The 25472-nt window shown below is 53.7% G+C and carries 24 protein-coding genes; 21 read left to right on the top strand and 3 right to left on the bottom strand.

Features of this window, described 5'->3' with window-relative positions; genetic code table 11:
- Window positions 1-191 precede the first annotated feature (191 nt).
- The 14 genes from udp (at window position 192) to hemB (ending at window position 13469) form a co-directional block, all read left to right on the top strand.
- On the top strand, window positions 192-953 hold the full coding sequence (gene udp, locus AC2A1E_RS06975) for a uridine phosphorylase (RefSeq protein ID WP_484383152.1): 762 nt from the start codon (window positions 192-194) through the stop codon (window positions 951-953).
- Between the two features lie 150 nt (window positions 954-1103).
- Complete coding sequence (locus AC2A1E_RS06970; protein WP_484383151.1) at window positions 1104-1886, top strand: tyrosine-protein phosphatase; 783 nt, start codon at window positions 1104-1106, stop codon at window positions 1884-1886.
- A gap of 90 nt (window positions 1887-1976) precedes the next feature.
- On the top strand, window positions 1977-2507 hold the full coding sequence (locus AC2A1E_RS06965) for a DedA family protein (protein WP_484383150.1): 531 nt from the start codon (window positions 1977-1979) through the stop codon (window positions 2505-2507).
- Between the two features lie 446 nt (window positions 2508-2953).
- Window positions 2954-3742, top strand: coding sequence for a histidine phosphatase family protein (locus AC2A1E_RS06960; protein WP_484383149.1), 789 nt, complete (start codon window positions 2954-2956; stop codon window positions 3740-3742).
- 92 nt (window positions 3743-3834) lie between these two features.
- Window positions 3835-5148 carry an OprD family outer membrane porin gene (locus AC2A1E_RS06955; protein ID WP_484383148.1) on the top strand — a complete coding sequence of 438 codons (1314 nt, stop codon included), beginning with the start codon at window positions 3835-3837 and terminating at the stop codon, window positions 5146-5148.
- A gap of 127 nt (window positions 5149-5275) precedes the next feature.
- Window positions 5276-6811 (top strand): DNA recombination protein RmuC, encoded by a 1536-nt coding sequence (rmuC, locus tag AC2A1E_RS06950; RefSeq protein ID WP_484383147.1) that lies wholly within the window; start codon window positions 5276-5278, stop codon window positions 6809-6811.
- 80 nt (window positions 6812-6891) lie between these two features.
- Complete coding sequence (gene ubiE / locus AC2A1E_RS06945) at window positions 6892-7647, top strand: bifunctional demethylmenaquinone methyltransferase/2-methoxy-6-polyprenyl-1,4-benzoquinol methylase UbiE (RefSeq protein WP_484383146.1); 756 nt, start codon at window positions 6892-6894, stop codon at window positions 7645-7647.
- A gap of 13 nt (window positions 7648-7660) precedes the next feature.
- Window positions 7661-8269 (top strand): ubiquinone biosynthesis protein UbiJ, encoded by a 609-nt coding sequence (ubiJ, locus tag AC2A1E_RS06940; RefSeq protein ID WP_484383145.1) that lies wholly within the window; start codon window positions 7661-7663, stop codon window positions 8267-8269.
- The gene (ubiB, locus tag AC2A1E_RS06935; protein WP_484383144.1) at window positions 8266-9897 is read left to right on the top strand and encodes a ubiquinone biosynthesis regulatory protein kinase UbiB; all 1632 of its coding nucleotides are present in this window, start codon (window positions 8266-8268) and stop codon (window positions 9895-9897) included. The genes ubiJ and ubiB overlap by 4 nt, the downstream gene beginning before the upstream one ends.
- 103 nt (window positions 9898-10000) lie before the next feature.
- Window positions 10001-10267 carry a Sec-independent protein translocase subunit TatA gene (tatA, locus tag AC2A1E_RS06930; RefSeq protein WP_484383143.1) on the top strand — a complete coding sequence of 89 codons (267 nt, stop codon included), beginning with the start codon at window positions 10001-10003 and terminating at the stop codon, window positions 10265-10267.
- 3 nt (window positions 10268-10270) lie between these two features.
- A complete protein-coding gene (gene tatB, locus AC2A1E_RS06925) occupies window positions 10271-10822 on the top strand; it encodes a Sec-independent protein translocase protein TatB (protein WP_484383142.1) in 552 nt (183 codons plus the stop codon).
- Window positions 10823-10825: 3 nt separating this feature from the next.
- On the top strand, window positions 10826-11596 hold the full coding sequence (tatC, locus tag AC2A1E_RS06920) for a Sec-independent protein translocase subunit TatC (RefSeq protein ID WP_459400905.1): 771 nt from the start codon (window positions 10826-10828) through the stop codon (window positions 11594-11596).
- 53 nt (window positions 11597-11649) lie between these two features.
- The gene (tatD, locus tag AC2A1E_RS06915) at window positions 11650-12432 is read left to right on the top strand and encodes a 3'-5' ssDNA/RNA exonuclease TatD (RefSeq protein ID WP_484383141.1); all 783 of its coding nucleotides are present in this window, start codon (window positions 11650-11652) and stop codon (window positions 12430-12432) included.
- 14 nt (window positions 12433-12446) lie between these two features.
- Entirely contained in the window at window positions 12447-13469 is a 1023-nt protein-coding gene (gene hemB / locus AC2A1E_RS06910) for a porphobilinogen synthase (protein ID WP_484383140.1), read from the top strand.
- A 41-nt stretch (window positions 13470-13510) separates the two neighbouring features.
- On the opposite strand, the gene rfaH is transcribed toward hemB, so the two are convergent.
- Window positions 13511-13999, bottom strand: coding sequence for a transcription/translation regulatory transformer protein RfaH (gene rfaH / locus AC2A1E_RS06905; RefSeq protein WP_484383139.1), 489 nt, complete (start codon window positions 13997-13999; stop codon window positions 13511-13513).
- Between the two features lie 245 nt (window positions 14000-14244).
- Between rfaH and pepE the strand changes: the two genes are divergently transcribed.
- From pepE to fre, 3 genes are read left to right on the top strand one after another with little or no spacing between them, the layout of a single operon-like run.
- Window positions 14245-14970, top strand: coding sequence for a dipeptidase PepE (gene pepE, locus AC2A1E_RS06900; protein ID WP_484383138.1), 726 nt, complete (start codon window positions 14245-14247; stop codon window positions 14968-14970).
- 54 nt (window positions 14971-15024) lie between these two features.
- The gene (gene ubiD, locus AC2A1E_RS06895; RefSeq protein WP_459400910.1) at window positions 15025-16545 is read left to right on the top strand and encodes a 4-hydroxy-3-polyprenylbenzoate decarboxylase; all 1521 of its coding nucleotides are present in this window, start codon (window positions 15025-15027) and stop codon (window positions 16543-16545) included.
- Window positions 16546-16595: 50 nt separating this feature from the next.
- Window positions 16596-17297 (top strand): NAD(P)H-flavin reductase, encoded by a 702-nt coding sequence (gene fre / locus AC2A1E_RS06890; protein ID WP_484383137.1) that lies wholly within the window; start codon window positions 16596-16598, stop codon window positions 17295-17297.
- 159 nt (window positions 17298-17456) lie between these two features.
- Here fre and fadA read toward each other — a convergent pair whose 3' ends face one another.
- Together fadA and fadB are read right to left on the bottom strand one after the other, a co-directional pair.
- Window positions 17457-18620 carry an acetyl-CoA C-acyltransferase FadA gene (gene fadA, locus AC2A1E_RS06885; RefSeq protein WP_484383136.1) on the bottom strand — a complete coding sequence of 388 codons (1164 nt, stop codon included), beginning with the start codon at window positions 18618-18620 and terminating at the stop codon, window positions 17457-17459.
- A gap of 10 nt (window positions 18621-18630) precedes the next feature.
- A complete protein-coding gene (gene fadB / locus AC2A1E_RS06880) occupies window positions 18631-20823 on the bottom strand; it encodes a fatty acid oxidation complex subunit alpha FadB (protein WP_484383135.1) in 2193 nt (730 codons plus the stop codon).
- Between the two features lie 331 nt (window positions 20824-21154).
- Here fadB and pepQ point away from each other — a divergent pair, with 331 nt between their 5' ends.
- From pepQ to hemG, 4 genes are read left to right on the top strand one after another with little or no spacing between them, the layout of a single operon-like run.
- Window positions 21155-22486, top strand: coding sequence for a Xaa-Pro dipeptidase (gene pepQ, locus AC2A1E_RS06875; protein WP_484383134.1), 1332 nt, complete (start codon window positions 21155-21157; stop codon window positions 22484-22486).
- Entirely contained in the window at window positions 22486-23097 is a 612-nt protein-coding gene (locus AC2A1E_RS06870) for an IMPACT family protein (RefSeq protein WP_484383133.1), read from the top strand. Before pepQ ends, AC2A1E_RS06870 begins: the two co-directional genes overlap by 1 nt.
- 37 nt (window positions 23098-23134) lie before the next feature.
- On the top strand, window positions 23135-24586 hold the full coding sequence (gene trkH, locus AC2A1E_RS06865) for a Trk system potassium transporter TrkH (RefSeq protein ID WP_459400916.1): 1452 nt from the start codon (window positions 23135-23137) through the stop codon (window positions 24584-24586).
- A gap of 21 nt (window positions 24587-24607) precedes the next feature.
- A complete protein-coding gene (hemG, locus tag AC2A1E_RS06860) occupies window positions 24608-25141 on the top strand; it encodes a menaquinone-dependent protoporphyrinogen IX dehydrogenase (protein ID WP_484383132.1) in 534 nt (177 codons plus the stop codon).
- Window positions 25142-25472 lie beyond the last annotated feature (331 nt).

Here is a 25472-nt window from a genome sequence, read left to right as displayed (position 1 = left end):
GAGGGGTTATTCGCTAAACTTGTCTGGTCACTCAATGCACCTCGATTAATTTGTGATAAAAATCACAAAATAAATGCAATTTAAATTTCGTTTCTTAAATAATGGTGAATTAATTCACAAAAATAACCGGCGATTTTCAGTAGAGTACCTCTTTGTTCCTCCCAATAAACAGCATCCAAGAGGAGTCTCCTATGTCTCAATCTGACGTTTTCCATCTCGGCCTCACTAAAAACGACTTGCAGGGAGCAACGCTTGCCATCGTCCCCGGCGATCCACAGCGCGTAGAGAAAATTGCCAAGCTGATGGAAAACCCGGTGCACTTGGCATCACATCGCGAATTCACTTCATGGCGTGCAGAGCTGGATGGCAAAGCGATCATCGTTTGTTCCACCGGGATCGGTGGTCCATCGACGTCGATCGCGGTTGAAGAGCTAGCACAGCTGGGCATTCGTACTTTCTTGCGCATCGGCACCACCGGCGCGATCCAAAGCAATATTAATGTGGGTGATGTGCTGGTGACCACGGCGGCAGTGCGGCTCGATGGTGCCAGCCTGCACTTTGCGCCACTGGAGTTCCCGGCAGTGGCCGACTTTGCCTGCACCACGGCGCTGGTGGCAGCGGCCAAAGCCAGCGGTGCGACGACCCATATTGGCGTCACTGCCTCTTCCGATACCTTCTACCCAGGTCAAGAGCGTTACGACACCTATTCCGGCCGGGTGGTCAGCCGTTTCCAAGGTTCGATGGCCGAGTGGCAAGCCATGGGCGTGATGAACTATGAAATGGAATCCGCGACCCTGCTGACCATGTGTGCCAGCCAGGGTCTGCGCGCCGGGATGGTGGCTGGGGTGATCGTCAACCGCACCCAGCAGGAGATCCCTGACGCGGAAACCATGCAGAAAACCGAAAGCCAGGCCGTGCAGATTGTGGTCGAGGCTGCCCGTCACCTGCTGTAGTCCTTGCCAATCTCGGGCCGTTCAACGGCCCGTTTTTCCATCCCGCAGTAATCTGTTACGGTAGAGCCCACTTGCGTCATACTCCCGGCTGCTTTTTCAGGCCGGTATTTGTGATGACATTTCCCCAAGATAATCGCTATGAGGATGTCTATGACCGCTCAGACCCTGCTTCATCCTTCACTGGCACCGCTTGACGGTGGCATCAACTTCCGCGATCTCGGCGGTAACAGCGTGGCCGATGGCCGCCGCATTAAACGTGGGTTGCTGTTCCGTTCCGGCTCACTCGAGCGCTTAAGTGAAAGCGATTGTGCTTTTCTGGCTGGCGTGCCGGTACGTTCGGTGCTTGATTACCGCGATGCTGACGAAGTGCAGGCCAAGCCGGATGTGCTGTGGCAAGGGGCCGATTATCACCATTTTCCGGCGAACCCGCTCAGTAGCGAAGTGAATGCCAACCTGGAAAAGCTCACCAACGAAACTTTGGCCGGGTTCAACGCCCAAGCGTTTATGTTGGAGTTGTACCGCCGCCTGCCGTTTAACAATACGGCCTACCGTCAACTGGCACAGTTGCTGACCACGCCTGAACCCGGGGCGATCGTGCAACATTGTGCGGTGGGTAAAGACCGCACCGGGGTCGGTTCGGCGCTGGTGCTGCTGGCGCTGGGGGCGAATGAGGCTACGGTGGTTGAAGACTATCTGCTGACCGAAACCACGCTGGCGGCTTTCCGCGAGCATATGCTGGAGCAACTCTCCGTTCGTTTGAATACGGCCGCGTTGGCGCAGTTTGCCCATGTGTTGAGTGCGCGTGAAGAGTTCCTGATGACGGCGCTGGGCTGCATTCGCGAGCAATATGGTACTGCCGATCGCTGGTTGGAAAGCGAATATGGGCTGGGGCAAAACCAGCGTGAGCAGTTACAGGCAGTCTATCTGGAATAACAATAGCGGCATGTTTAGCCAGGGTTTAACCAAGGCGGGCTGGCATTGCGTATCCTTGGGGCTGGATTTTTCGCTTAAAGGAGCCTGCTATTGAGTCTCAATGATATTGTCCATTGGGTCAGCGACATCGTGCGGCAGCATGAAGGCTGGGCCATTCCGATTATCTTCTTTCTGGCCTTCGGCGAATCACTGGCCTTTCTGTCGCTGTTATTGCCCGCCACGGTTATTTTGCTGGCGTTGGGGGCGTTGATCGGTGAAAGCGGCATTGCTTTCTGGCCGATTTGGGCCGCTGCCGCTACCGGCGCATTTTTTGGTGACTGGCTCTCCTACTGGGTGGGTTATCACTATCAGGATCGCGTTGCCCATATGTGGCCGCTGTCGCGCAATCCGCAATTGCTGGTGCGTAGTCATGCGTTTTTTGAACGCTGGGGCGTGCTGGGCATCTTCTTTGGCCGCTTCTTTGGCCCGCTGCGCGCGGTGGTGCCGCTGGTGGGGGGGATTTGTGCGATGCCGCAAACCTCTTTCCAGATTGCCAATATTACCTCGGCGATGATTTGGGCATTCGGTATTCTCGCTCCGGGCGTCTATGGCATTAAATGGCTCAGTCAATGGATGGGATAAATCCCTTATACCCGTCATACTTCAAATTGCATGTGCGTTGGCTGCATTCGTTCGCCCCAGTCACATAGTTATCTATGCTCCTGGGGACTCACTCACTTCCTTCCTGCAACTCGAATTATTTAGGGTATATATTGTCACTCCCCTGTTGTTGCAGGGGAGTGACAATATTCCCGCGTTTATTATGAGTTCACTTTAAGTTACTTATTAATTATTGCAGACAGAATGAGAATACGATCACGAATTTGTCTTTAATTTGACTTTTTCACTTCCCTTATTTTTCGAAAATGTTAATTTTTAACCAAGTGGATTGTTACTGTTAATAAACAGGCAAAACCCAAACCTTCTTGACATCAATGTCAGGGGTTTGGGTTTTTTTTTGCCCTGATTATTAGGATTACTCCGCTAATGATTAATTAAATTAACCTATATGAGTCATGGAGTATCAGATGAAAATAAAAACATGGTTATTTGCTTCTCTGCTTTCGCTTTCTTTTGCCACGACATCCAATGTGTTTGCGGCTGCGGACGATAGCGTGACGATTTACTTCGCCCGTCATGGAAAAACCATACTCAATACTTACGATCGCGTTCAAGGGTGGTCAGATTCCCCGCTGACGGCTCCGGGGCTTGAAACCGCCCGCTATCTCGGTGCCGGTTTAAAAGATATTCCGTTCGACCGTTATTACACCAGCGATGCTGGCCGCCAGCGTGAAACCATGCAGGTGATCCTTAAGGAAATGGGTAAGTCAGACGTTAAAGTAACGGAGCTGCCTGATTTACGCGAAATGTTCTTTGGTGGTTTTGAAGGCCTGCCAAACCCTGATATGGCGAACGCCGCTGCCAAGCAGATGGGGATGGCCTCTGGGGCAGCAATGTTCCAACAGGCGGGCGAAGGCAAGCTTGATCTTATTTCGATGGTGAATGCCATTAGCCAAAGCGATGAGAAGAAGGAAGCAGAAAATGCCTTGCAGGTAAAAACACGCATGCAGCGTGCATTGCATACCATTGTGCAGGATGCTTTGAAGGAAGGGGACAGGAATGTGTTGGCTGTTTCTTCCGGGTTATCGATGCTGATGATGGTTTCAGATATGACCGATAATCCGAATAAGAATAAGCCATTGGCTAATGCGGCGGTAGTTAAGGTTACGTATAAAGACGGAAAATATACGATCGCCGATTTGGGTGATATGAGTTATGTCGCCAAAGGAAAGGAAGCGTTAAATAAAGGCCGTTAATTCCTTAGGTATATAAAACAACCAATAAACGCCAGGGTGATAATATCAAATGCCCTGGTAGGGCTTTCCTATGCCAACTCCAGGGAATAATAATGAAAAATTCTGCTTCATGGTGTTTGATTACGATTGCTTTATTTTCAACGGTTGCTCAAGCCGCCGATGAAAGCGTATTTTCTTCGCCTTTTTTCACTGATAGCAAAGCTGAATTATCGCTGAAGAATTACTGGAAATACCTCAAAGAAGACGCCGCCAACCCGACAACGGTGCACAACGCCTGGGGGCAAGGGGTGGCGCTGGGGTATCAGTCTGGTTATCTGGCCGATACTCTCGGGGTGAATGTCGATTACTACAGTGCGGTAAAGCTGGGGGCCAGTGACTATTTCAATTCACGCGGGGTGCTGTACAACAACGGCCCCGGCAACAGCAAAGATAACGCGACCGGCTTTAGCAAATTCGGCCAGCGCTATCTCAAACTGAAGGGGGAGTTTGGCGATGCGGCGCTGAATACGCAGTTCGGCTGGCAGACGCTGCGTAATTATGGCGTGATCTCCAATTCAACCCGGCTTTCACCCACCACTTATCTGGGCTGGTCCGGCGGGGTGGCGAGGGAGGGGTTATCACTGCGCGGGGCCTATGTCGATCGTTCCATGGAACGCAACTCGCCAGACAGCCTGCGCCTGCAAACCAACGATGGCCGTGAGATTAACCATCTGGCTACCGGCGAACTGGGTTATGAAAATAGCCTGTTCAACGGCCAACTGGCTTACGGTGAATCGCAAAATTACCTGCGCCGCCAGATCCTGCGCGTGGCGCTGAAACCCAATAACAACCTCAGCTTGGGCAGCCAGATTTACACCACTCAGGCGTTGGATGATTACAAAGAAATGGCGTTGAGCAGGCGTAATTTCGATCGTAATGCCAACCACTACGCCTTTGATTCCAAATGGCAGGAGAAACTTTGGAGCCTCAAACTCGGTATTGCCCACACCCGGGCACCGAAGGCCGACGGTGAGCTTGGGTTTTATCCACGTCATATGGCGCGAAACTCACGCGGTACCTTTACTTCGATGGCGTATGCCGGTGAAGACTATATGCGGGATGGTGAAACCATGCTGGGGTCTATTGCAGAATACAATATTACGCCTGAATTCAGCGCGGGATTGGGGGGGATTTACGGTCAGTTCAACTACCAGGGGACGACGGTACGTACCGGTGAGGTGAATATCTTCGGCCGTTGGGTTCCATCCCATCCGAAGCTGAAGAACCTGACGGTGTTCGCCATGTTTGGGCCAGGGTGGTCCTACAAGAACGTGAACAAAACACCGATACTGTCCCAAGGGGATTATCTCACGTCGCATTCGCTGGCCGCTGAGTTTATCGCCGAGTATCGCTTCAAACTGTTTTAACTCCGCTTTAATCAGCGCGGTGCTGCAACCGGGTACCGCACCTTCCCGAATAAAAACACGCTGGACATCCATACAGGCTCCCTTTAACGTGGCAGGCAACGCAATGACATAGGTTATAGGGGGCAGGGTGGAGTCCAGTTTAGTTTACGGTATTGGCGGGGTGGCGATCGGTGTGCTGCTGGGTTGGCTGATCGCCAGCTTGCGGCTGCAACAGCACAGTGCCCAGCATGAAACTGACCTGCGCTTGCTGGAACAATCCCTGCAACAGGCGCAGCAGGATACCGCAACCCGTCAGGAAGCACTGCAACGCCACGAGCAACAACTGCGGCAAAATGAGCTGGAATTGCGGCAGTTACATAGCCAGGTGGCTGCCGGGCAGGAGCGTATGCAACAGCTCAATCACTGGCGCAACGAATGCGAGCAGTTGAACCAGGAACTGCGGGCGCAGCGTGAAGTGAACAGCGCCCAGGAAGCGGAACTGCGTGAAGTTACTATTCGCCTGGAAGAAACCCGCATGGCGGCCGAAGAGAAACAGCGGTTGCTGATCAACAGTGAACAACGGCTGACCACTCAATTCGAAAATCTGGCGAATCGCATTTTTGAACACAGCGGCCGCAAGGTAGATGAGCAGAACCAGCAAAGCCTGGATCGCCTGTTGTTACCGCTGCGCGAGCAACTGGACGGTTTCCGCCGTCAGGTGCAAGACAGCTTCGGCCAAGAAGCCCGCGAGCGGCATACGCTGACGCACGAAATCCGTAATCTCCAGCAATTGAATGCGCAGATGGCGCGTGAAGCCCTCAACCTCACCAAAGCGCTGAAAGGCGACAACAAAACCCAGGGCAACTGGGGGGAAGTGGTGTTGAGCCGGGTGCTGGAGGCCTCCGGGCTGCGTGAAGGGCATGAATATGAAACTCAGGTTAACGTGCGGCTGGATCATCAAAGCCGTATGCAGCCCGACGTGGTCGTGCGCTTGCCGCAGGGCAAAGATGTGGTGATTGATGCCAAAATGTCGCTGGTGGCTTACGAGCGTTACTTCAATAGTGAAGATGAGTTTGAGCGCGAAGCGGCGTTGAGTGAGCATATTGCTTCGCTGCGTGGTCATATTCGCTTGTTGGGCCGCAAAGACTATCAGCAACTGCCTGGCCTGCGTTCGCTGGATTATGTGCTGATGTTTATCCCGGTGGAGCCTGCGTTCCTGCTGGCGATAGATCGCGAACCGGAACTGATCAGCGAAGCATTGAAACACAACATTATGCTGGTGAGCCCCACCACACTGCTGGTGGCGCTGCGTACCATCAGCAATTTGTGGCGTTACGAGCACCAGAGCCAGAACGCCCAGCGCATTGCCGATCGTGCTGCGCGGTTGTATGACAAGATGCGGCTGTTCGTTGACGATATGTCTGCGCTGGGGCAAAGCCTCGACAAGGCCCAGGGTAGCTATCGTCAGGCCATGAGTAAACTGAGCGAAGGTCGTGGTAATCTTATCGGCCGGATCGAAGGCTTCCGCACGCTGGGGGTTGAGGTCAAACGACCTATCCAGCCGTTGCTGGCGCAGCAGGCCAGCGCCCAACATGACGACGATGCCGATGACGAGATCGACGCGTTGCCCGAAATAGAAGACGACGATAGCACCGAAGAACCGCGCTCCGCATCGCAGGGGTGAAAGCCTTTGCAAGGTGGGGTGTTTCGCCGGTTTTCTGGTACACTCCACCACACAAAATTGACTGAATAGCAGGCAGGACAATGGCAGAACAAACGCAGGAAACCACTGATTTCGGTTTTCGCACCGTGGCAAGAGAGGAAAAACAGGCCATGGTGGCCAATGTTTTTCACTCGGTAGCCGCAAAGTATGACGTGATGAACGACCTGATGTCGTTTGGCATCCACCGTATCTGGAAGCGTTTCACCATTGATTGCAGCGGCGTGCGCCGTGGGCAGCGCGTGCTAGATCTGGCGGGCGGAACCGGCGATCTGGCGGCCAAGTTTTCCCGCATGGTGGGTGAGCAAGGGCAGGTGGTGCTGGCGGATATCAACGATTCCATGCTGAAAATGGGGCGCGAAAAACTGCGCGATCTCGGTATCGTCGGTAACATCAATTACGTGCAAGCCAACGCCGAAGCCCTGCCGTTCCCAGACAACTATTTCGATTGCATCACCATCTCCTTTGGCCTGCGCAACGTTACCGATAAAGACAAAGCGCTGCGCTCGATGTTCCGCGTGCTGAAGCCCGGCGGCCGCCTGCTGGTGCTGGAATTCTCCAAACCGCTGCTGGAACCGCTGAGCAAAGCTTACGATGCCTACTCTTTCCACGTGTTGCCAAAAATCGGTGAGCTGGTGGTGAAAGATCCGGACAGTTACCGCTATCTGGCGGAGTCGATTCGCATGCATCCGGATCAGGATACGCTTAAGGGGATGATGGCGAACGCCGGTTTCGAAAACGTCAGCTATTTCAACCTGACCGGTGGCATTGTTGCCCTGCACCGAGGCTTCAAGTTCTGATATGGAAATGCCAATGCTGTTAACCCCGTTACTGACCGGCGTAGTGGAAGCTTCGCTCAATAGCCTGCTATTTCGCGATCGCAGCATGAAGGCCGCGCGTCAGCGGCTGGTGGGGAAAGTGTTGCGCATCGAATTGCAAGAGCTCAGTGCGCCGCTGGTGCTGGTGTTCAGCGAGCAACGGGTGGATGTGCTCGGCCAGTCTGAAGACAGCGCGGATTGCACGGTACAAACCCGCCTTTCAGTGCTGCTGAAATTGCGCGATCGCCAGCAGCTTTCGCCGCTGATGCGCAGCGGTGAGCTGATCGTCGAAGGCGATATTCAGGTGGTGCAGCAGTTAGTGGCGCTGCTCGATCTGGCGGAATGGGATCCGGCGGAATGGTTGGCACCCTATATCGGTGACATCGCTGCGCAAGGGATCAGCCAGATCGTCGGCAAAGGTGCCAGTCTGTTTAAATCAGGTTTACAACGCCAGCAGCATTATGTGGCGGAAACCTTGACGGAAGAATGGCGCGTGGCCCCCGGGCCGCTTGAAGTGGTGTGGTTTAACGAAGAGGTTGATGCCGCTGCCCGTAGTGCGGAAGCACTGATTGCCCGAATGGACAAGTTGGAGGGTAAACGATGACCCCTGGCGAACTATGCCGCCTGTATTTGATTATCCGTGTTTTTCTCAGCTACGGCTTGGATGAACTGATCCCCAAAATGCGTCTGACATGGCCGTTGCGTTTTGGCCGCCGCCTGCTGTTCTGGATGCCGAATCGCCATAAAGACATGCCGCTGGGCGAACGTCTGCGTTTGGCGTTGCAGGAACTGGGCCCGGTGTGGATCAAGTTCGGCCAGATGATGTCGACCCGCCGTGACTTATTTCCTCCGCACATTGCCGATCAACTGACGCTGTTGCAGGACCGCGTTGCGCCGTTTGATGGCGCGTTGGCCCGCCAACATATCGAACTGGCGATGGGTGGCCCGCTGGAAACCTGGTTTGATGATTTCGATCAGCAGGCGCTGGCTTCTGCTTCTATCGCCCAAGTGCATACCGCGCGGCTGAAAAGCACCGGGCAGGAAGTGGTGCTAAAAGTGATCCGCCCGGACATTGGGCCGATTATCAAGGCCGATGTGCGGTTGATGTATCGCCTGGCTGGCTGGGTGCCGAAACTGATGCCGGATGGCCGCCGTCTTCGCCCGCGTGAAGTGGTGCGCGAGTACGAGAAAACTTTGCTGGACGAACTGAATCTGCTGCGTGAAGCGGCCAACGCCATCCAGCTACGCCGTAATTTCGACGGCAGCCCGATGCTCTACGTGCCTGAAATTTACTCCGATTACTGCCGCGAAAGCGTGCTGGTGATGGAGCGGATTTACGGCATCCCGGTGTCGGATATTGAAGCCTTGGAACAGCAGGGGACCAATATGAAGCTGCTGGCAGAGCGCGGCGTACAGGTGTTCTTTACCCAGGTGTTCCGCGACAGCTTCTTCCATGCCGACATGCACCCTGGCAATATTTTTGTCAGCTACGAGCACCCGCATGATCCGTGCTATATCGGTATTGACTGTGGCATCGTTGGTTCGTTGAACAAGGATGATAAGCGCTATCTGGCGGAAAACTTTATTGCCTTTTTCAACCGCGACTACCGCAAGGTGGCGGAGTTGCACGTCGATTCCGGCTGGGTGCCGCCCGATACCAACGTAGAAGATTTTGAGTTTGCCATCCGCACCGTCTGCGAGCCGATTTTTGAAAAGCCGCTGGCGGAAATTTCGTTTGGTAATGTGCTGCTCAACCTGTTCAACACGGCGCGCCGCTTCAATATGGAAGTGCAGCCGCAACTGGTGTTATTACAGAAAACCTTGTTGTATGTTGAAGGCTTGGGCCGCCAGCTTTATCCGCAACTGGATCTCTGGACTACGGCGAAGCCGTTCCTGGAAAGCTGGTTGCGCGATCAGGTGGGGATCCCCGCCGTGATCCGGGCGCTGAAAGAAAAAGCCCCGTTCTGGGCCGAGAAACTGCCTGAGTTACCTGAACTGTTTTACGATAGCTTGCAGCAGCATAAACGGTTGCAGCAAAGCGTCGATAAGCTGACCAGCCAGATGCAAGGGCAGCGTATTCGCCAAGGTCAATCACGGTATTTGTTTGGGGTTGGCGCTACACTGTTAGTCAGTGGTACGATTTTGCTGTTGGGAGACGTCGAAGTGTTTCCTTTATGGTTGATTGCTGGTGGCGTGATCGCCTGGTGCGTGGGTTGGAAGCGCACCACCTGAATGAAGTCAAAATCTGGTTATACGTTGTTGCATATCCCATTGAAAGATGAAAAGGGTATAATGCGGCAACATGGAATAACCCTTTAATCTAGAGGCTATTGGAATGGGCGGTATTAGTATTACGCAATTGTTGATCATCGCGGTGATCGTGGTGCTGCTGTTTGGTACCAAAAAGCTCCGTACGCTGGGATCCGATCTCGGTGCATCAATCAAAGGCTTCAAAAAGGCGATCGGCGACGACACTACGCCACCGGCTAACACGGCTGAGAAAAGCAGCCTGGATGACGCTGACTTTACGGCCAAGCCTATCACCGATAAGCAGCCGGAAGTGAAAACCACCGAAGAGTCGAAGAACAAAGAGCAGGTATAAACCGTGTTTGACATTGGGTTTGGTGAACTGCTGCTGGTGATGGTAATCGGCCTGGTTGTGCTCGGGCCGGAACGTTTGCCGGTGGCGGTCAGAACAGTGGCGGGCTGGATCCGGGCGCTGCGCTCGCTGGCGGCTTCGGTGCAAAATGAGCTTTCGCAGGAGTTGAAACTGCAGGAATTGCAGGAAAGCCTGAAGAAGGTGGAGAGTGCCGGTTTGCAGAATCTGACGCCGGAACTTAAAGCATCCATGGATGAGTTGAAAGAAGCGGCAGAGTCACTGAAACGTTCTTATCATAGCGATCCGAACGAGCCAGCGCACACCATTCATAACCCGGTGGCGACCGACCCTGAAGCGATTCACGACGGTGTCACGCCAGCGGACGCGGTAACCACTGCATCGGCACCGGCCGCTGTGCCGCACTCGACAGAACCTGTGCCCGCTGTGGAAACTGTTGCTGCAACGGCACCCGTGACGCCAGCCCCTGCAACGCAGGCCATTCAAGAGCCGGTGGCGGATAAAATCCCTGCGTCTCAACAACCTAGTGGCGAACGTTAAAACATGGCCGTTGAAGATACCCAACCGCTTATCAGTCATTTGATCGAACTGCGTAAGCGGCTGTTGAATTCGATTATCAGCGTGCTGGTGATCTTTATCGTGTTGGTGTTTTTCGCCAATGACATTTATCAGTTGGTGTCTGCGCCGCTGATCAAACAGTTGCCCGCCGGGGCGAGCATGATTGCCACCGATGTGGCCTCACCGTTCTTTACCCCGATTAAGTTAACGATGATGGTTTCGGTGATCCTCTCCGCACCGGTCATTCTCTATCAGGTCTGGGCCTTTATCGCCCCCGCGCTGTACAAACACGAGCGCCGCCTGATGATGCCTTTGCTGGTGTCCAGCAGCCTGTTGTTTTATCTCGGCATGGCGTTTGCCTATTTTATCGTGTTCCCGCTGGCTTTTGGTTTCTTTGCCAAGACTGCGCCGGTAGGGGTGCTGATCGCTACCGATATCAACAACTATCTCAACTTTGTCATGGCGCTGTTTATGGCATTTGGCGTGGCGTTTGAGGTGCCGGTTGCCATCGTTCTGCTGTGTTGGAGCGGTGTGACCACGCCGGACGATCTGCGCAAGAAACGCCCGTATGTGTTGGTTGGCGCGTTCGTGGTCGGTATGTTATTAACGCCGCCGGACGTGTTCTCGCAAACCCTATTGGCGATCCCGATGTACCTATTGTTTGAAGTGGGGGTATTTTGCGCCCGTTTCTACGTAGGGAAACGGCGTAAGCCGGCAGAAGAAGATGAGGGTGAAGAAGAGCCGCCTGCCGTTTGATCTTTGTTATTCAATGAGCCGCCCTGATGGGCGGTTTTTGCTTTGGAAAAACCATGTTTGATATCGGCGTTAACCTGACCAGTTCACAATTTGCCAAAGATGCTCCGCAGGTGGTTGAACGCGCACGCGCAGCGGGCGTTACCGGCCTGCTGATTACCGGCACCAACCTGCAGGAAAGCGAGGCGGCCAGTACGTTGGCTCAGCAACAGCGCGCTTATTGCTGGTCTACTGCCGGTGTGCATCCGCATCATGCCAGCAGTTGGAACGCAGAGGTGGCGCAGCAAATCCGCCAGCTTGCGTTGCGGCCCGAGGTGGTGGCGATCGGTGAATGTGGGCTGGATTTTAACCGCAATTTTTCCACCCCGGCGGAGCAGGAAGTGGCATTCGATGCCCAGTTGGCGTTGGCGGCAGAGCTCAATATGCCGGTATTCCTGCATTGCCGCGAAGCACACGCACGTTTTGCCGCGCTGCTGACACCCTGGTTGGATAAACTGCCTGCCGCAGTAGTGCACTGCTTTACCGGCACGGCGGAAGAACTGGCAGGTTGTCTGGCTCTGGGCCTGTCGATCGGTATCACCGGCTGGGTGTGCGATGAGCGCCGTGGCTTGGAATTGCGGGCGCTGTTGCCGCACATCCCTGCCGATCGTCTGCTGCTGGAAACCGACGCCCCCTATCTGTTGCCACGGGATTTGCAGCCAAAGCCAGCATCTCGCCGCAACGAACCCTGTTTTCTGTCCCACATTGTCCGGCAGGTGGCTGCCTGGCGACAGGAGGATCCTGAGTGGCTGGGCAGGAAAACCGATGACAACGCCCGCCGGTTGTTCCGGCTGGTATGAGCAAGGAGAAAACCATGAGTTATGCATTTCCGGGCACTTTCCCTGGCCGCCGTATGCGCCGCCTACGCCGTCATGATTTCAGCCGCCGCCTGATGGCCGAAAATCAAGTGACGGTGAATGATCTGATTTACCCGGTATTCGTTATGGAAGGCAGCAATCGTCAGGAAGCCGTCGCATCGATGCCCGGTGTCTCGCGTATGACCATCGATCTGCTGATCAAAGAGGCGGAAACCATCGCCAAATTGGGCGTGCCGGTGATCTCCCTGTTCCCGGTGATTGAACCTGCTCTGAAGTCATTGCATGCGGAAGAGGCCTATAACCCGGATGGCCTGGTGCAGCGTACCGTGCGTGCGCTGAAAGATGCCGTGCCTGAGTTGGGGATCCTGACCGATGTGGCGCTCGATCCGTACACCACTCACGGGCAGGACGGAGTGATCGACGAGCAGGGTTATGTGATCAACGATATCAGCAAAGATATTCTGGTGCGTCAGGCGCTGTCCCATGCTGAGGCCGGTGCCGAGATCGTGGCACCCAGCGATATGATGGATGGCCGCATCGGGGCGATCCGCGATCGGCTGGAACTGCAAGGCCTGGTCAATACCCAGATCATGGCCTATTCCGCCAAGTATGCTTCCTGCTATTACGGCCCGTTCCGTGATGCGCTGGGTTCGAGCGGTAACCTGAAAGGCGGCAACAAGAAGACCTATCAGATGGATCCGGCCAACAGCGATGAAGCGTTACAGGAAATTGCCCAGGATCTGCAGGAAGGGGCGGACATGGTGATGGTGAAACCAGGGATGCCGTATCTGGACGTGGTGCGCCGCGTGAAAGATACCTTCGGCGTACCGACCTTCGCCTATCAGGTTTCCGGTGAATATGCGATGCACATGGCTGCGATTCAGAACGGCTGGTTGCAGGAACAACCGGCGGTGATGGAATCCCTGATGTGCTTCAAGCGTGCGGGGGCAGATGGTGTGCTGACCTATTTCGCCAAGCGTGTTGCCCAGTGGCTGCATGAGGATGCGATGCGGCGTTAATCGGTCAATACCAAACAGGCACCCAAGGGTGCCTGTTTGCATTACAGCTTCTGGAATTGCCGGTTATCAATACTTTGGCTGACCTGTTTGTTGATCAGATTCAGCAACAGCATGGAACGGGTTTCACCGTCCGGTTCGGTGTAGATCGCCTTTAAGCCTTCGAAGACCCCGTTGGTAATCAACACGGCATCGCCCGGCTGTGGGGTTTGCGGATCGACATAATGTTCATCACTGTGTGCCTGAAGCTCTTCAATAACCTGTAGCGGAATAAGTGCCGGTAAAGCCCCAAAACGCACAAAGTGGCTGACACCTCGCGTTGCGCTGATCGTGGTGGTATGAATGCGCTCTGGATCGAACTCGACGAACAGATAGTTGGGAAATAACGGCTCATCGACCGTAATACGCTTACCACGTACGATCTTTTCCAGCGTGATAATCGGGCTTAGACAGTTCACTTCTTGCCGTACCAAGTGTTCCTGTGCCCGTAAAAGTTGGCCACGCTTACAATAAAGTAAATACCAAGATTCCATAATTTCACATGCCTTTCTGTCAGCCAGTAAGCATAGCAAAAGCCGCAACGGATACCTAGTAACGCGGCTTTTCTGTCTGTGACAATCTCTATCTGTATGAATCATTGGCAGTCAGGGGAATATCACACACTTATCAACCCTGCTCAGGTATAACAGTAGGCTTTAAGTTTGTTACTGTCACAGTATGGTTGGCGTGTCAGATGACCAATGTGACGTTATTATCATTTCTGAATTGAGGGAGAGATATGGAGCTATTTCTGCTGAGTAACGGCAAACTTTCCGGTGAAGCCGAACTGCTCGGTTATGCCAAAAACCAACTGTTGGCGATGATTGAACGCTGTAAGATCGCCTCTGCGGTATTAATCCCTTATGCCCTGATCCGCAGCGATTACGATCAGCGAGCGCAAGAGCTAACCCAGGCGTTGGGGATCAAGGTCACCAGCATTCATCATGCCGAATCTCCGGCGGTGGCGATTGCGCAGGCTGAATGCATTCTGATCAGCGGCGGCAATACCTGGATGCTGAACCAGATGCTGCACGAAAAGAGCCTGATTGTGCCGATCCAGCGCGCGGTGCGTGAGCGCAACGTGCCTTACGTAGGTTGGAGCGCGGGTTGCAACGTGGCGACACCGAGTATCCGTACCACCAACGATATGCCGGTGCGTAACAGCGTCGTACTGCCCGCCCTGGGTCTGTTCCCGCTACAGATTAACCCGCACTATATTGATGCTCATCTCAGTGGCCACATGGGGGAAACCCGTGATGAGCGGCTGGCTGAGTTTTGTGCGGTTAACCCAAGCGAGTCGGTGGTAGCACTGCGCGAAGGCAGCTTGCTGTATGTCAGCGGTAATGATCTACATTACTTTAGTGCCAGGCAGCAGGGTTTCAAGGTGTTCCGCCATGGCGTGGAAACGCAGGAATATCATGACACGCAGGCATTGCGCCCGTTAGTGCCCTTTACCTGCCATTGAACCGCCGAGCGCTGTTTAACAAAATTGCAGCAACAACTGTGAAGAGGGCTTATAATGCCCTCCTCACTGGCCGTTATAATGATCATCATGAAATACCGTGACTTACGCGATTTCCTCTCGTTGCTGGAAAAGAGAGGGGAATTAAAACGCATCAGCCAGCCGATTGATCCTTATCTGGAAATGACAGAAATCGCCGATCGTACCCTGCGTGCGGGCGGCCCGGCGCTGCTGTTCGAAAATCCGAAAGGTTACGACATGCCAGTGCTGTGCAATCTGTTCGGTACCACCCAGCGCGTGGCGATGGGCATGGGCCAGGAAGACGTCAGCGCGCTGCGTGAAGTCGGCAAGCTGCTGGCGTTCCTCAAAGAGCCGGAACCGCCGAAAGGCTTCCGCGATCTGTTCGATAAAATCCCCAAATTCAAGCAAGTGCTCAACATGCCGACCAAGGTGTTGGGTTCTGCGCCGTGTCAGGAACAGGTCTGGCAGGGTGATGATGTTGATCTGGGCCGTATCCCGATTATGCATTGCTGGCCGGAAGATGCTGCACCGCTGGTGACCTGGGGGCTGACCGTAACGCGTGGCCCGCACAAAGAGCGCCAGAATCTCGGGATCTATCGCCAGCAGGTGCTGGGCAAGAACAAGCTGATTATGCGTTGGCTGTCGCATCGCGGTGGCGCGTTGGATTATCTGGAATGGTGTCAGACCCATCCCGGTGAGCGTTTCCCGGTCGCGGTTGCCTTGGGAGCCGATCCCGCCACCATTCTCGGCGCAGTCACGCCGGTGCCGGATAACCTTTCCGAATATGCGTTCGCCGGGCTGCTGCGCGGCAACAAGACCGAAGTGGTCAAATGCCTCTCTAACGATCTTGAAGTTCCTGCCAGCGCCGAGATTGTGCTGGAAGGCTATATCGATCCGGGTGAGATGGCACCCGAAGGCCCATACGGCGACCACACCGGTTACTACAACGAGATTGACCACTTCCCAGTATTCACCGTTACCCACATTACCCAGCGGCGGAACGCGATTTACCACTCGACCTATACTGGCCGGCCGCCGGATGAACCGGCGATTTTGGGCGTGGCGCTCAACGAAGTCTTTGTGCCGATCCTGCAAAAACAGTTCCCGGAAATTGTGGATTTCTATCTGCCACCGGAAGGGTGTTCCTACCGTTTGGCGGTAGTTACCATCAAAAAACAGTATGCTGGGCATGCCAAACGCGTAATGATGGGGGTCTGGTCTTTCCTGCGCCAATTCATGTATACCAAGTTTGTTATCGTATGCGATGACGACGTGAATGCGCGCGACTGGAATGACGTGATTTGGGCTATTACCACCCGCATGGATCCGGCAAGGGATACCGTCTTGGTGGAGAATACCCCGATTGATTATCTGGATTTCGCTTCGCCAGTTTCTGGTCTTGGCTCGAAAATGGGCCTGGATGCCACCAATAAGTGGCCGGGAGAAACCCAGCGTGAGTGGGGCCGTCCGATTAAGATGGATGAAAAGGTGTGTGCGCGCATCGATGAGATCTGGGACGAACTCGCCATATTCAGTGACAGAGAACCGACGTTGTAGCGTCAGGCTTTGTACTCAGCTTTGCATTGATGACCCGACAGAGGGAACGCATGACAATATTGAGCTGTAAAGTGACCTCCGTAGAGGCCATTACCGATACCGTTTATCGGGTACGTTTAGTACCTGAAGGATCGTTTTCGTTCCAGGCAGGGCAATACTTGATGGTAGTGATGGACGAGCGTGATAAACGCCCGTTCTCTCTTGCTTCGACACCGGCACAGCAGGACTATATCGAATTGCACATTGGTGCTTCGGAACTGAATCTGTACGCAATGGCGGTGATGGAGCGAATCCTCAAAGAGCAGGCGATCACCGTGGATATCCCGCACGGCGACGCCTGGTTGCGTGAAGAGGGGAACCGCCCGCTGGTGCTGATTGCGGGTGGGACCGGGTATTCTTATGCCCGCTCTATCCTGCTGGCCGCGCTGGAACGGCAGCCAGATCGTGAAATCTCCATTTACTGGGGCGGGCGTGAACTGAAGCACCTTTATGATCTCAGCGAACTGAAGAACCTTTCGATGCAGTACCCTAATCTAAAGGTGATCCCGGTGGTGGAACAGCCAGAGAGTGATTGGTGTGGCCGCAGCGGTACCGTATTAAGCGCGGTATTGCAGGATTTCGGTTCATTGGCAGAGCATGACATCTATATTGCTGGCCGTTTCGAGATGGCGAAGATTGCCCGCGAGCGTTTCTGTGCCGAGCGCGGCGCTTTAGAAGCGCATATGTATGGTGATGCTTTCTCGTTTATCTAATCAAGTACGCAGCAGTAAAATGGGGTCGCCAAGCGCGCCCCGTTTTTATTGGTGCCGGTGCGGATTTTAGGCATAAAAAAACCCGCCCCTGACAGGCGGGAAGTACGACAACTAAACTCTTAGGAATGCCCGCCTTGGCGGGCGTTCAATCAGATACGGCTAAACGCGTTCAAACACCGTTGCGATCCCCTGACCCAGGCCGATGCACATGGTCGCCAGGCCGAACTGCACATCGCGGCGCTCCATGTTATTCAGCAGGGTGGTGGAGATACGTGAACCGGAACAGCCCAGCGGGTGACCGAGCGCGATCGCGCCGCCGTTCAGGTTAACTTTATCGTCCATACTTTCCAGCAACCCAAGATCTTTGATACAGGGCAGAGACTGGGCAGCAAAAGCTTCATTCAGTTCAAACAGACCGATATCCTGCACGCTTAAACCTGCGCGTTTCAGCGCCAGTTTACTGGCAGGCACCGGGCCGTAACCCATGATGGAAGGATCGCACCCGACGACGGCCATCGAACGGATACGCGCGCGGGCTTTCAAACCCAACGCTTTAGCGCGCGATTCGCTCATAATCAACATGGCAGAGGCGCCGTCGGACAATGCCGAAGAGCTGCCCGCCGTCACGGTGCCGTTCACCGGGTCAAATGCCGGGCGCAACGCCGCTAGGCTGGCGACGGTAGTTTCCGGGCGGATCACTTCGTCATAATTGTAACGTGTCAGCACGCCATCGGCGTCGTGACCGCTGGTCGGGATAATTTCATTTTTGAAGTACCCGGCCAAAGTGGCGGCATGTGCGCGCTGATGTGAACGTGCGGCGAACTCATCCTGCATTTCACGGCTGATGCCATGTATCTTGGCCAGCATTTCTGCGGTGAGGCCCATCATTCCGGCGGCTTTGGCCACGGTACGGCTCAGGCCTGGGTGGAAGTCCACACCATGACTCATTGGCACGTGGCCCATATGCTCAACGCCACCAATCAGGCTGACCTGTGCGTCGCCCACCATAATAGCGCGAGCGGCATCGTGCAGCGCCTGCATGGATGAACCGCACAGACGGTTTACGGTTACTGCCGGTACGCGGTGAGGAATTTCTGCCAACAGCGCAGCGTTACGAGCGATGTTAAAACCTTGCTCCAGCGTTTGTTGCACACAGCCCCAGTAAATATCGTCAATCTCGGCGGCATCCAGCGCCGGGTTGCGGCTCAGCACGGCACGCATCAGGTGAGCGGAGAGATCTTCAGCGCGTACTTGGCGGAAGGCGCCGCCTTTTGAGCGGCCCATCGGCGTACGTACGGCATCAACAATAACTACATTTTCCATCTTTATGACCTCATGCCGGTTGGCCAGTGGAGATATCAGACAGCGCCGCTGCCACCACCGGATAGTAGCTTTCATTGCGCTCTGCTTTGGCGCGCAGACCTGCTGGCACCTGATATAGCGCACCAAGATGGGCATAACGCTGCGCCATTTCGACGTAATGAGTGGTACCAAGCGTATCCAGATAACGGAACACGCCACCGTGGAACGGCGGGAAGCCAAGACCATACACCAGCGCCATATCGGCTTCTGCCGGGCTGGCGACAATACCTTCTTCCAGGCAACGCACCACTTCGTTGATCATCGGGATCATCATGCGCGCGATGATCTCGTCGCTGCTAATGGCTTGTGCCGGTTGGCTCACTTCGGCCAGCAATGCATCGCTCTGCTCGTCGTTATCCTTACGCGGCTTACCTTTGCTGTCTTGGCTGTAACGGTAGAAGCCCAACTGGTTTTTCTGCCCAAAACGCTGGTTGTCGAACATCACGTCGACTGCATCGCGGTAATCTTTACTCATCCGCTCAGGGAAGCCAGCGGCCATCACGGCCTGAGCGTGGTGAGCGGTATCAATACCGACGACATCCAGCAGATAAGCCGGGCCCATCGGCCAGCCGAACTGTTTTTCCATCACTTTGTCGATCAGGCGGAAGTCAGCGCCATCACGCAGCAGCAGGCTGAAACCGGCAAAGTAGGGGAACAGAACGCGGTTGACAAAAAATCCAGGGCAATCGTTGACCACAATTGGCGTTTTACCCATGCGGGTAGCGTAGGCCACCACGGCGGCAATGGCGCTGTCGCTGGTTTGCTCACCGCGAATAATTTCGACCAGCGGCATGCGATGGACCGGGTTGAAGAAGTGCATACCGCAGAAGTTTTGCGGGCGCTTCAACGATTTGGCCAGTTGAGTAATCGGGATGGTTGAGGTGTTAGAGGCCAACACGACATTTTCACCGATCAACCCTTCCACTTCGGCTAGCACGGCAGCCTTCACTTTCGGGTTTTCTACCACCGCTTCAACAATCAACTGGGCCCGTTCAATACCGGCATAATCCAGCCGGGGCTGAATGGTGGACAGCACCTGCGCCATCTTCAAACCATCCAACTTACCGCGTTCCAGCTGTTTATTCAGCAGTTTGGCGGCTTCATTCATGCCGAGCGTCAGGGATTTGTCATTAATGTCTTTCATGATGACCGGTACGCCCTTCAGCGCTGATTGGTAGGCAATTCCACCGCCCATGATCCCGGCGCCTAAGACTGCAGCCTGTTTTGGTGCTTCGGCATTTTTCGCCAGCTTCTTCGCTTGGACCTTCACAAACTGATCGTTGAGGAAAATGCCCACCAAAGCGCGAGCTTCATTGGATCGCGCTAAAGGCACAAAGCTGGCGGTTTCGAGCTTCAGCGCTTCGTCGCGGCCCAGTTTTGCAGCGGCTTCAATGGTTTTTATTGCGACCATCGGTGCCGGATAATGCTTACCCGCAGTTTGCAGCACCATGCCTTTGGCAGTGGTGAAACTCATCGCCGCTTCGATTGGGCTCAGTTTCAAGGGTTCTAACTTCGGTTGACGGTAAGCACGCCAATCGAGCTGACCATCGATCGCCTGTTTCAGCATCTTCAGGGCGGCTTCCACCAGTTTTTCTGTTGCCACTACGGCATCGACCAGGCCGACTTTCAGCGCCTCTTTGGCACCAATGTCTTTGCCAGCCGCAATGATTTCCAGCGCGCTGTCATTCCCCAGCAGGCGTGGCAAACGTACCGAGCCGCCGAAACCTGGCATGATGCCAAGCTTGGTTTCAGGCAGGCCGATGCGGGCATCTGGAGAGGCAACACGGAAATCAGTCGCCAGGATACATTCACAGCCCCCGCCGAGTGCATAACCGTTGATGGCCGCAATGGTTGGTACCGGTAAATCTTCCAAGCGGTTGAAAACGCTGTTGGCAAATATCAGCCATTCATGCAGTTTTTCAGCCGGTGCGGCAAATAGCGAAAGGAATTCGGTGATATCAGCGCCGACAATAAAGGCGGCTTTGGAAGAACGCAGCAGCAACCCTTTCAGCTCGGTTTGCTTTTCCAGCACCTCAAGTGCCGCGCCTAGGCTGGCAACGGTGCTGGTATCCAGTTTGTTGATCGAGCCAGGTGCGTTGAACACCAGCTCGGCGATACCGTTTTCGAGCCAGTGTACTTGTAATGTTTCGCCTTGGTAGAGCATGTCTATCTCCTGAATCAGCGCAGATGATCTGGTATGACCAGATGATGAGGAGTGTGGTTTTTATGTTAATAATATGCAAATAAAAGATTGCGTATTTGCAGGATTGATCACATGGGAGATGAGTAATCCATTGATATAACTATAGGTTATTTTTCCTGCTGAGAACGATAAATACGCAAGTTAAAACGCGTTGCCAAAAGACTGAACGCGCGATGCAATGCATTTGCAGCAGGTTTGCGAAGCTCTCCGCATGCCAGAGGAGATGGGGTTGGAGCGCCGATGCAGTGTGTTAAGATGGCGCATTCCGTTTTGAGGGTATAAGGGTACTGTGATGGAAACGCTGGCTTCTTTGTATAACGATCACCTGGCAACGCTGCAAAAGCGGGCGCGTGAAGTGTTAGAACGCAATAACTTGGATGCGTTGCTGATCCACTCCGGGGAACTGCAACGGGTTTTCTTGGATGATCACCACTATCCGTTTAAAGTGAATGCGAACTTTAAAGCTTGGGTGCCGGTGACTTCCGTGCCGAACTGTTGGCTGTGGGTGGATGGTGTTAACAAACCGAAGCTCTGGTTCTATTCCCCGGTAGATTACTGGCACAGCGTCGAGCCACTGCCGGACAGTTTCTGGACCAAATCTATCGAACTGCAGCCGCTGGTTAATGCTGACGATATCGCCAGTCAACTGCCACCACAGCGCGAACGTGTAGGTTATATCGGTTACGCCCAGCAGCGTGCACGCGATCTCGGGATTGTTTCTGAGAATATCAATCCGAAAGCGGTACTGAATTACCTCGATTTCCATCGCTCAATCAAAACCGGCTATGAACTCGCTTGCATGCGTGAAGCGCAGAAAACTGCCGTGATGGGCCATCGCGCCGCGCATGAGGCTTTTATGTCTGGCATGAGCGAGTTTGATATCAATCTCGCGTACTTGACGGCAACCGGTCACCGCGATACCGATGTCCCTTACGACAACATTGTCGCCCTGAATGAACATGCGGCGGTACTGCATTATACCAAGCTGGATCATCAACCACCTGCTGAAGCCCGGAGTTTCTTGCTCGATGCCGGGGCTGAGTACAATGGCTATGCCGCCGATCTGACGCGCACTTATGCGGGCCAGAGTGGTAATGCATTCGCTCATCTGGTGAAAGATCTTAACGACGAACAACTGGCATTGATTGGCACCATAAAATCTGGGGTGCGCTATACCGATTACCATGTGCAAATGCATCAGCGTATCGCCAAGCTGCTCAAAAACCATAAGTTGGTGAGTGGCATTAGCGAAGAGGCGATGGTTGAGCAGGGCATTACCTGCCCATTCCTGCCGCATGGCCTGGGCCATCCTCTTGGCTTGCAGGTTCATGATACTGCTGGCTTTATGCAGGATGAACACGGTACCCATCTGCCAGCACCGGCAAAATATCCTTTCCTGCGTTGTACCCGAGTGTTGCAACCGGGTATGGTGCTGACCATCGAGCCAGGATTGTATTTTATTGAATCACTGTTGGCTCCATGGCGTAGTGGTGAGTTCAGTAAACACTTTGCCTGGGATCGCATTGATGCGCTGAAACCCTACGGTGGTATCCGCATTGAGGACAATATCGTGATTCATGAGAAGCGTATTGAGAACATGACGCGCGATCTGAATCTGGCCTGATGCAGCCTTACCCGATCCCTAGCGCTGTGATCAGCGTGAGTGAAGAGATAAAGAAGAGCCGTTTTATCACTCTGCTGGCACCAACTTGCGGAGTCGATGCGGCCAAAGCCTTTATCCAGCAGGTTCGTGAGGAACATCCCACCGCTCGGCATCATTGCTGGGCGTTTGTTGCCGGGGCACCTAATGATTCACAGCAATTAGGTTTCTCTGATGACGGTGAACCTTCGGGGACCGCGGGTAAACCGATCCTTGCCCAGTTGATGGGCAGTGGGATTGGTGAGATAACCGCTGTGGTAGTGCGTTACTACGGCGGTATCAAACTGGGAACCGGTGGGTTAGTGAAAGCTTATGGTAGCGGTGTTCAGCAGGCACTGAAACAATTGGTTGTCAGTAGCAAGGTTCCACAGGCCGAATATACTTTGCAGTGTGACTATGCGCAGTTGGCGCTGGTGGAGAATTTGCTGCAGCAAAGTGAAGGGCGGATTGTACATGGGGAATATGGTGCCGCAGTGATGCTGCATCTGGCCTTACCAGCAACAGGTGTTGAGGTATTTGGGAATAAATTACGTGATCTGAGTCGCGGTAATTTGCAATTAACCCCTATTTCGTAATAATTCCCCCAACTGAATCGCTAAGGATCGTGCTGAAATGCATTTTCGCGCCATAACCCGCATCGTGGGCCTGCTAGTCATCCTATTTTCCGGGACGATGTTTATTCCCGGCCTGGTGGCATTGATATACCGCGATGGAGCAGGACGGGCATTCAGTCAGACCTTCTTTGTTGCGGTGACGATCGGCTTGATGCTGTGGTGGCCGAACCGTAAACAGAAGAATGAATTAAAACCCCGCGAAGGTTTCCTGATTGTGGTGTTGTTCTGGACAGTATTGGGTAGCGTCGGGGCATTACCTTTCCTGTTTGCGGAACGGCCAAATCTCTCTCTCACCGACGCCTTCTTCGAATCCTTTTCCGGCTTAACCACAACCGGTGCCACTACGCTGGTGGGGTTGGATTCTTTACCGAAGGCGATCTTGTTCTACCGCCAAATGCTGCAATGGATGGGTGGGATGGGGATCATTGTTCTTGCGGTAGCCATACTGCCTATTCTTGGCGTTGGGGGGATGCAGTTGTATCGTGCAGAAATGCCGGGCCCGTTGAAAGACAACAAGATGCGCCCGCGTATTGCTGAAACCGCCAAAACCTTGTGGCTGATTTATGTGTTACTGACGATTGCCTGTGCGCTTGCGTTGTGGGGGGCTGGCATGTCGGCGTTTGATGCTATTGGTCACAGCTTCGCAACCATCGCCATCGGTGGGTTTTCCACCCATGACGCCAGTATCGGTTACTATGCCAGCCCGACAATCAACACGATTGTCGCTGTTTTCCTGCTGATATCTGGCTGTAATTTCGGTCTGCATTTTGCCGTGTTGAGTGGGCGTAGTTTGAAAGTGTACTGGCGAGATCCAGAATTCCGCATGTTCATCGCCGTGCAGTTTACCCTAGTGGCAGTATGTACTCTGATACTGTGGTGGCACGGCATCTATAAAAGCGGTATGGAAACCATCAACCAGGCTTTCTTCCAGGTCGTTTCGATGGCGACAACGGCGGGTTTTACTACCGACAGCTTTTCTAAATGGCCGCTGTTCCTGCCGATGTTGTTACTTTGTTCGGCATTCATTGGTGGTTGTGCCGGTTCAACGGGCGGTGGGCTCAAGGTGATCCGCATTCTGTTGCTGTATTTGCAGGGTTCACGAGAGTTGAAACGTTTAGTGCACCCGAATGCGGTTTATACCATCAAATTGGGTAACCGTGCGTTGCCAGAACGCATCCTCGAAGCGGTATGGGGTTTCTTCTCGGCCTATGCATTGGTGTTTATCATCAGTATGCTGGCAATTATCGCGACTGGCGTGGATGATTTCTCTGCTTTTGCTGCGGTAACTGCCACACTGAACAATTTGGGGCCAGGCCTCGGTGTGGTTGCCGATAACTTCACTACTATGCCACCACCGGCAAAATGGATATTGGTGCTGACCATGCTATTTGGTCGTTTGGAAGTCTTTACGCTGTTGGTTCTTTTCACGCCGACCTTCTGGCGTGAGTGATCCTATAAAAGGAGTAATGCCATGAAGGCACTGATTCTTTATTCGAGCCGCGATGGGCAAACACGCGCTATTGCTTCTTATATAGCAAGCAAATTGCAGGATACCCTGAGCTGTGACGTTATCGACCTGCTGCAGGCGGATGCTATTGAGTTGGAGCAGTACCAACAGGTACTAATTGGTGCCTCTGTGCGTTACGGCCATTTCCATCCGGTGCTGGAAAGGTTTGTTAAGCGCCATGCTGAGCAGTTGAACCAAATGCCAAGTGCCTTCTTTGCGGTGAATCTGACTGCACGTAAACCGGAGAAGCGTGCACCGCAAACCAATGCCTATACTCGTAAGTTCTTGTTGTCATCGCCTTGGCAGCCAAAACAGTGTGCTGTGTTTGCCGGTGCATTGCGTTATCCGCGTTATCGCTGGTTCGATCGCGTTATGATCCGTTTAATCATGAAGATGACAGGGGGAGAAACGGATACCAGTAAAGAAGTGGAGTATACAGATTGGCAGCAGGTAGAGCGTTTTACCCAGGAATTCCGCCGTATCCCGTACGAAAAGTGACAAAAACGCTGCCTTGCGCAGCGTTTTGTTGAAAATATCCGCGCTTGAAACGTTTTTTGAATTTAGGGGTTGCGGCGCTCGGAGAACTCCCTATAATGCGCCTCCACTGACCGGGAACAACGAACTCTTTATAGCAAAGAATGTCGCCCAGCCAGGAAGTTTCAACCCGGTGAAAACACCGCATCTCGATAGAGAAAAAAGGTTGACTCTTCAGCGGGAAAGCGTAATATGCACCTCCCGCGTTACCGAGAAACATGCCGGTAACCACGCTCTTTAACAATTTATCAGACAATCTGTGTGAGCACTCACAAGACGATATCCAGCCACTTCA

This window comes from Serratia sp. HNCC26DJ206, from assembly GCF_057180605.1.
Note: the sequence above shows the minus strand (reverse complement) of the source record. Positions and strands in the feature narration are given on the sequence as shown.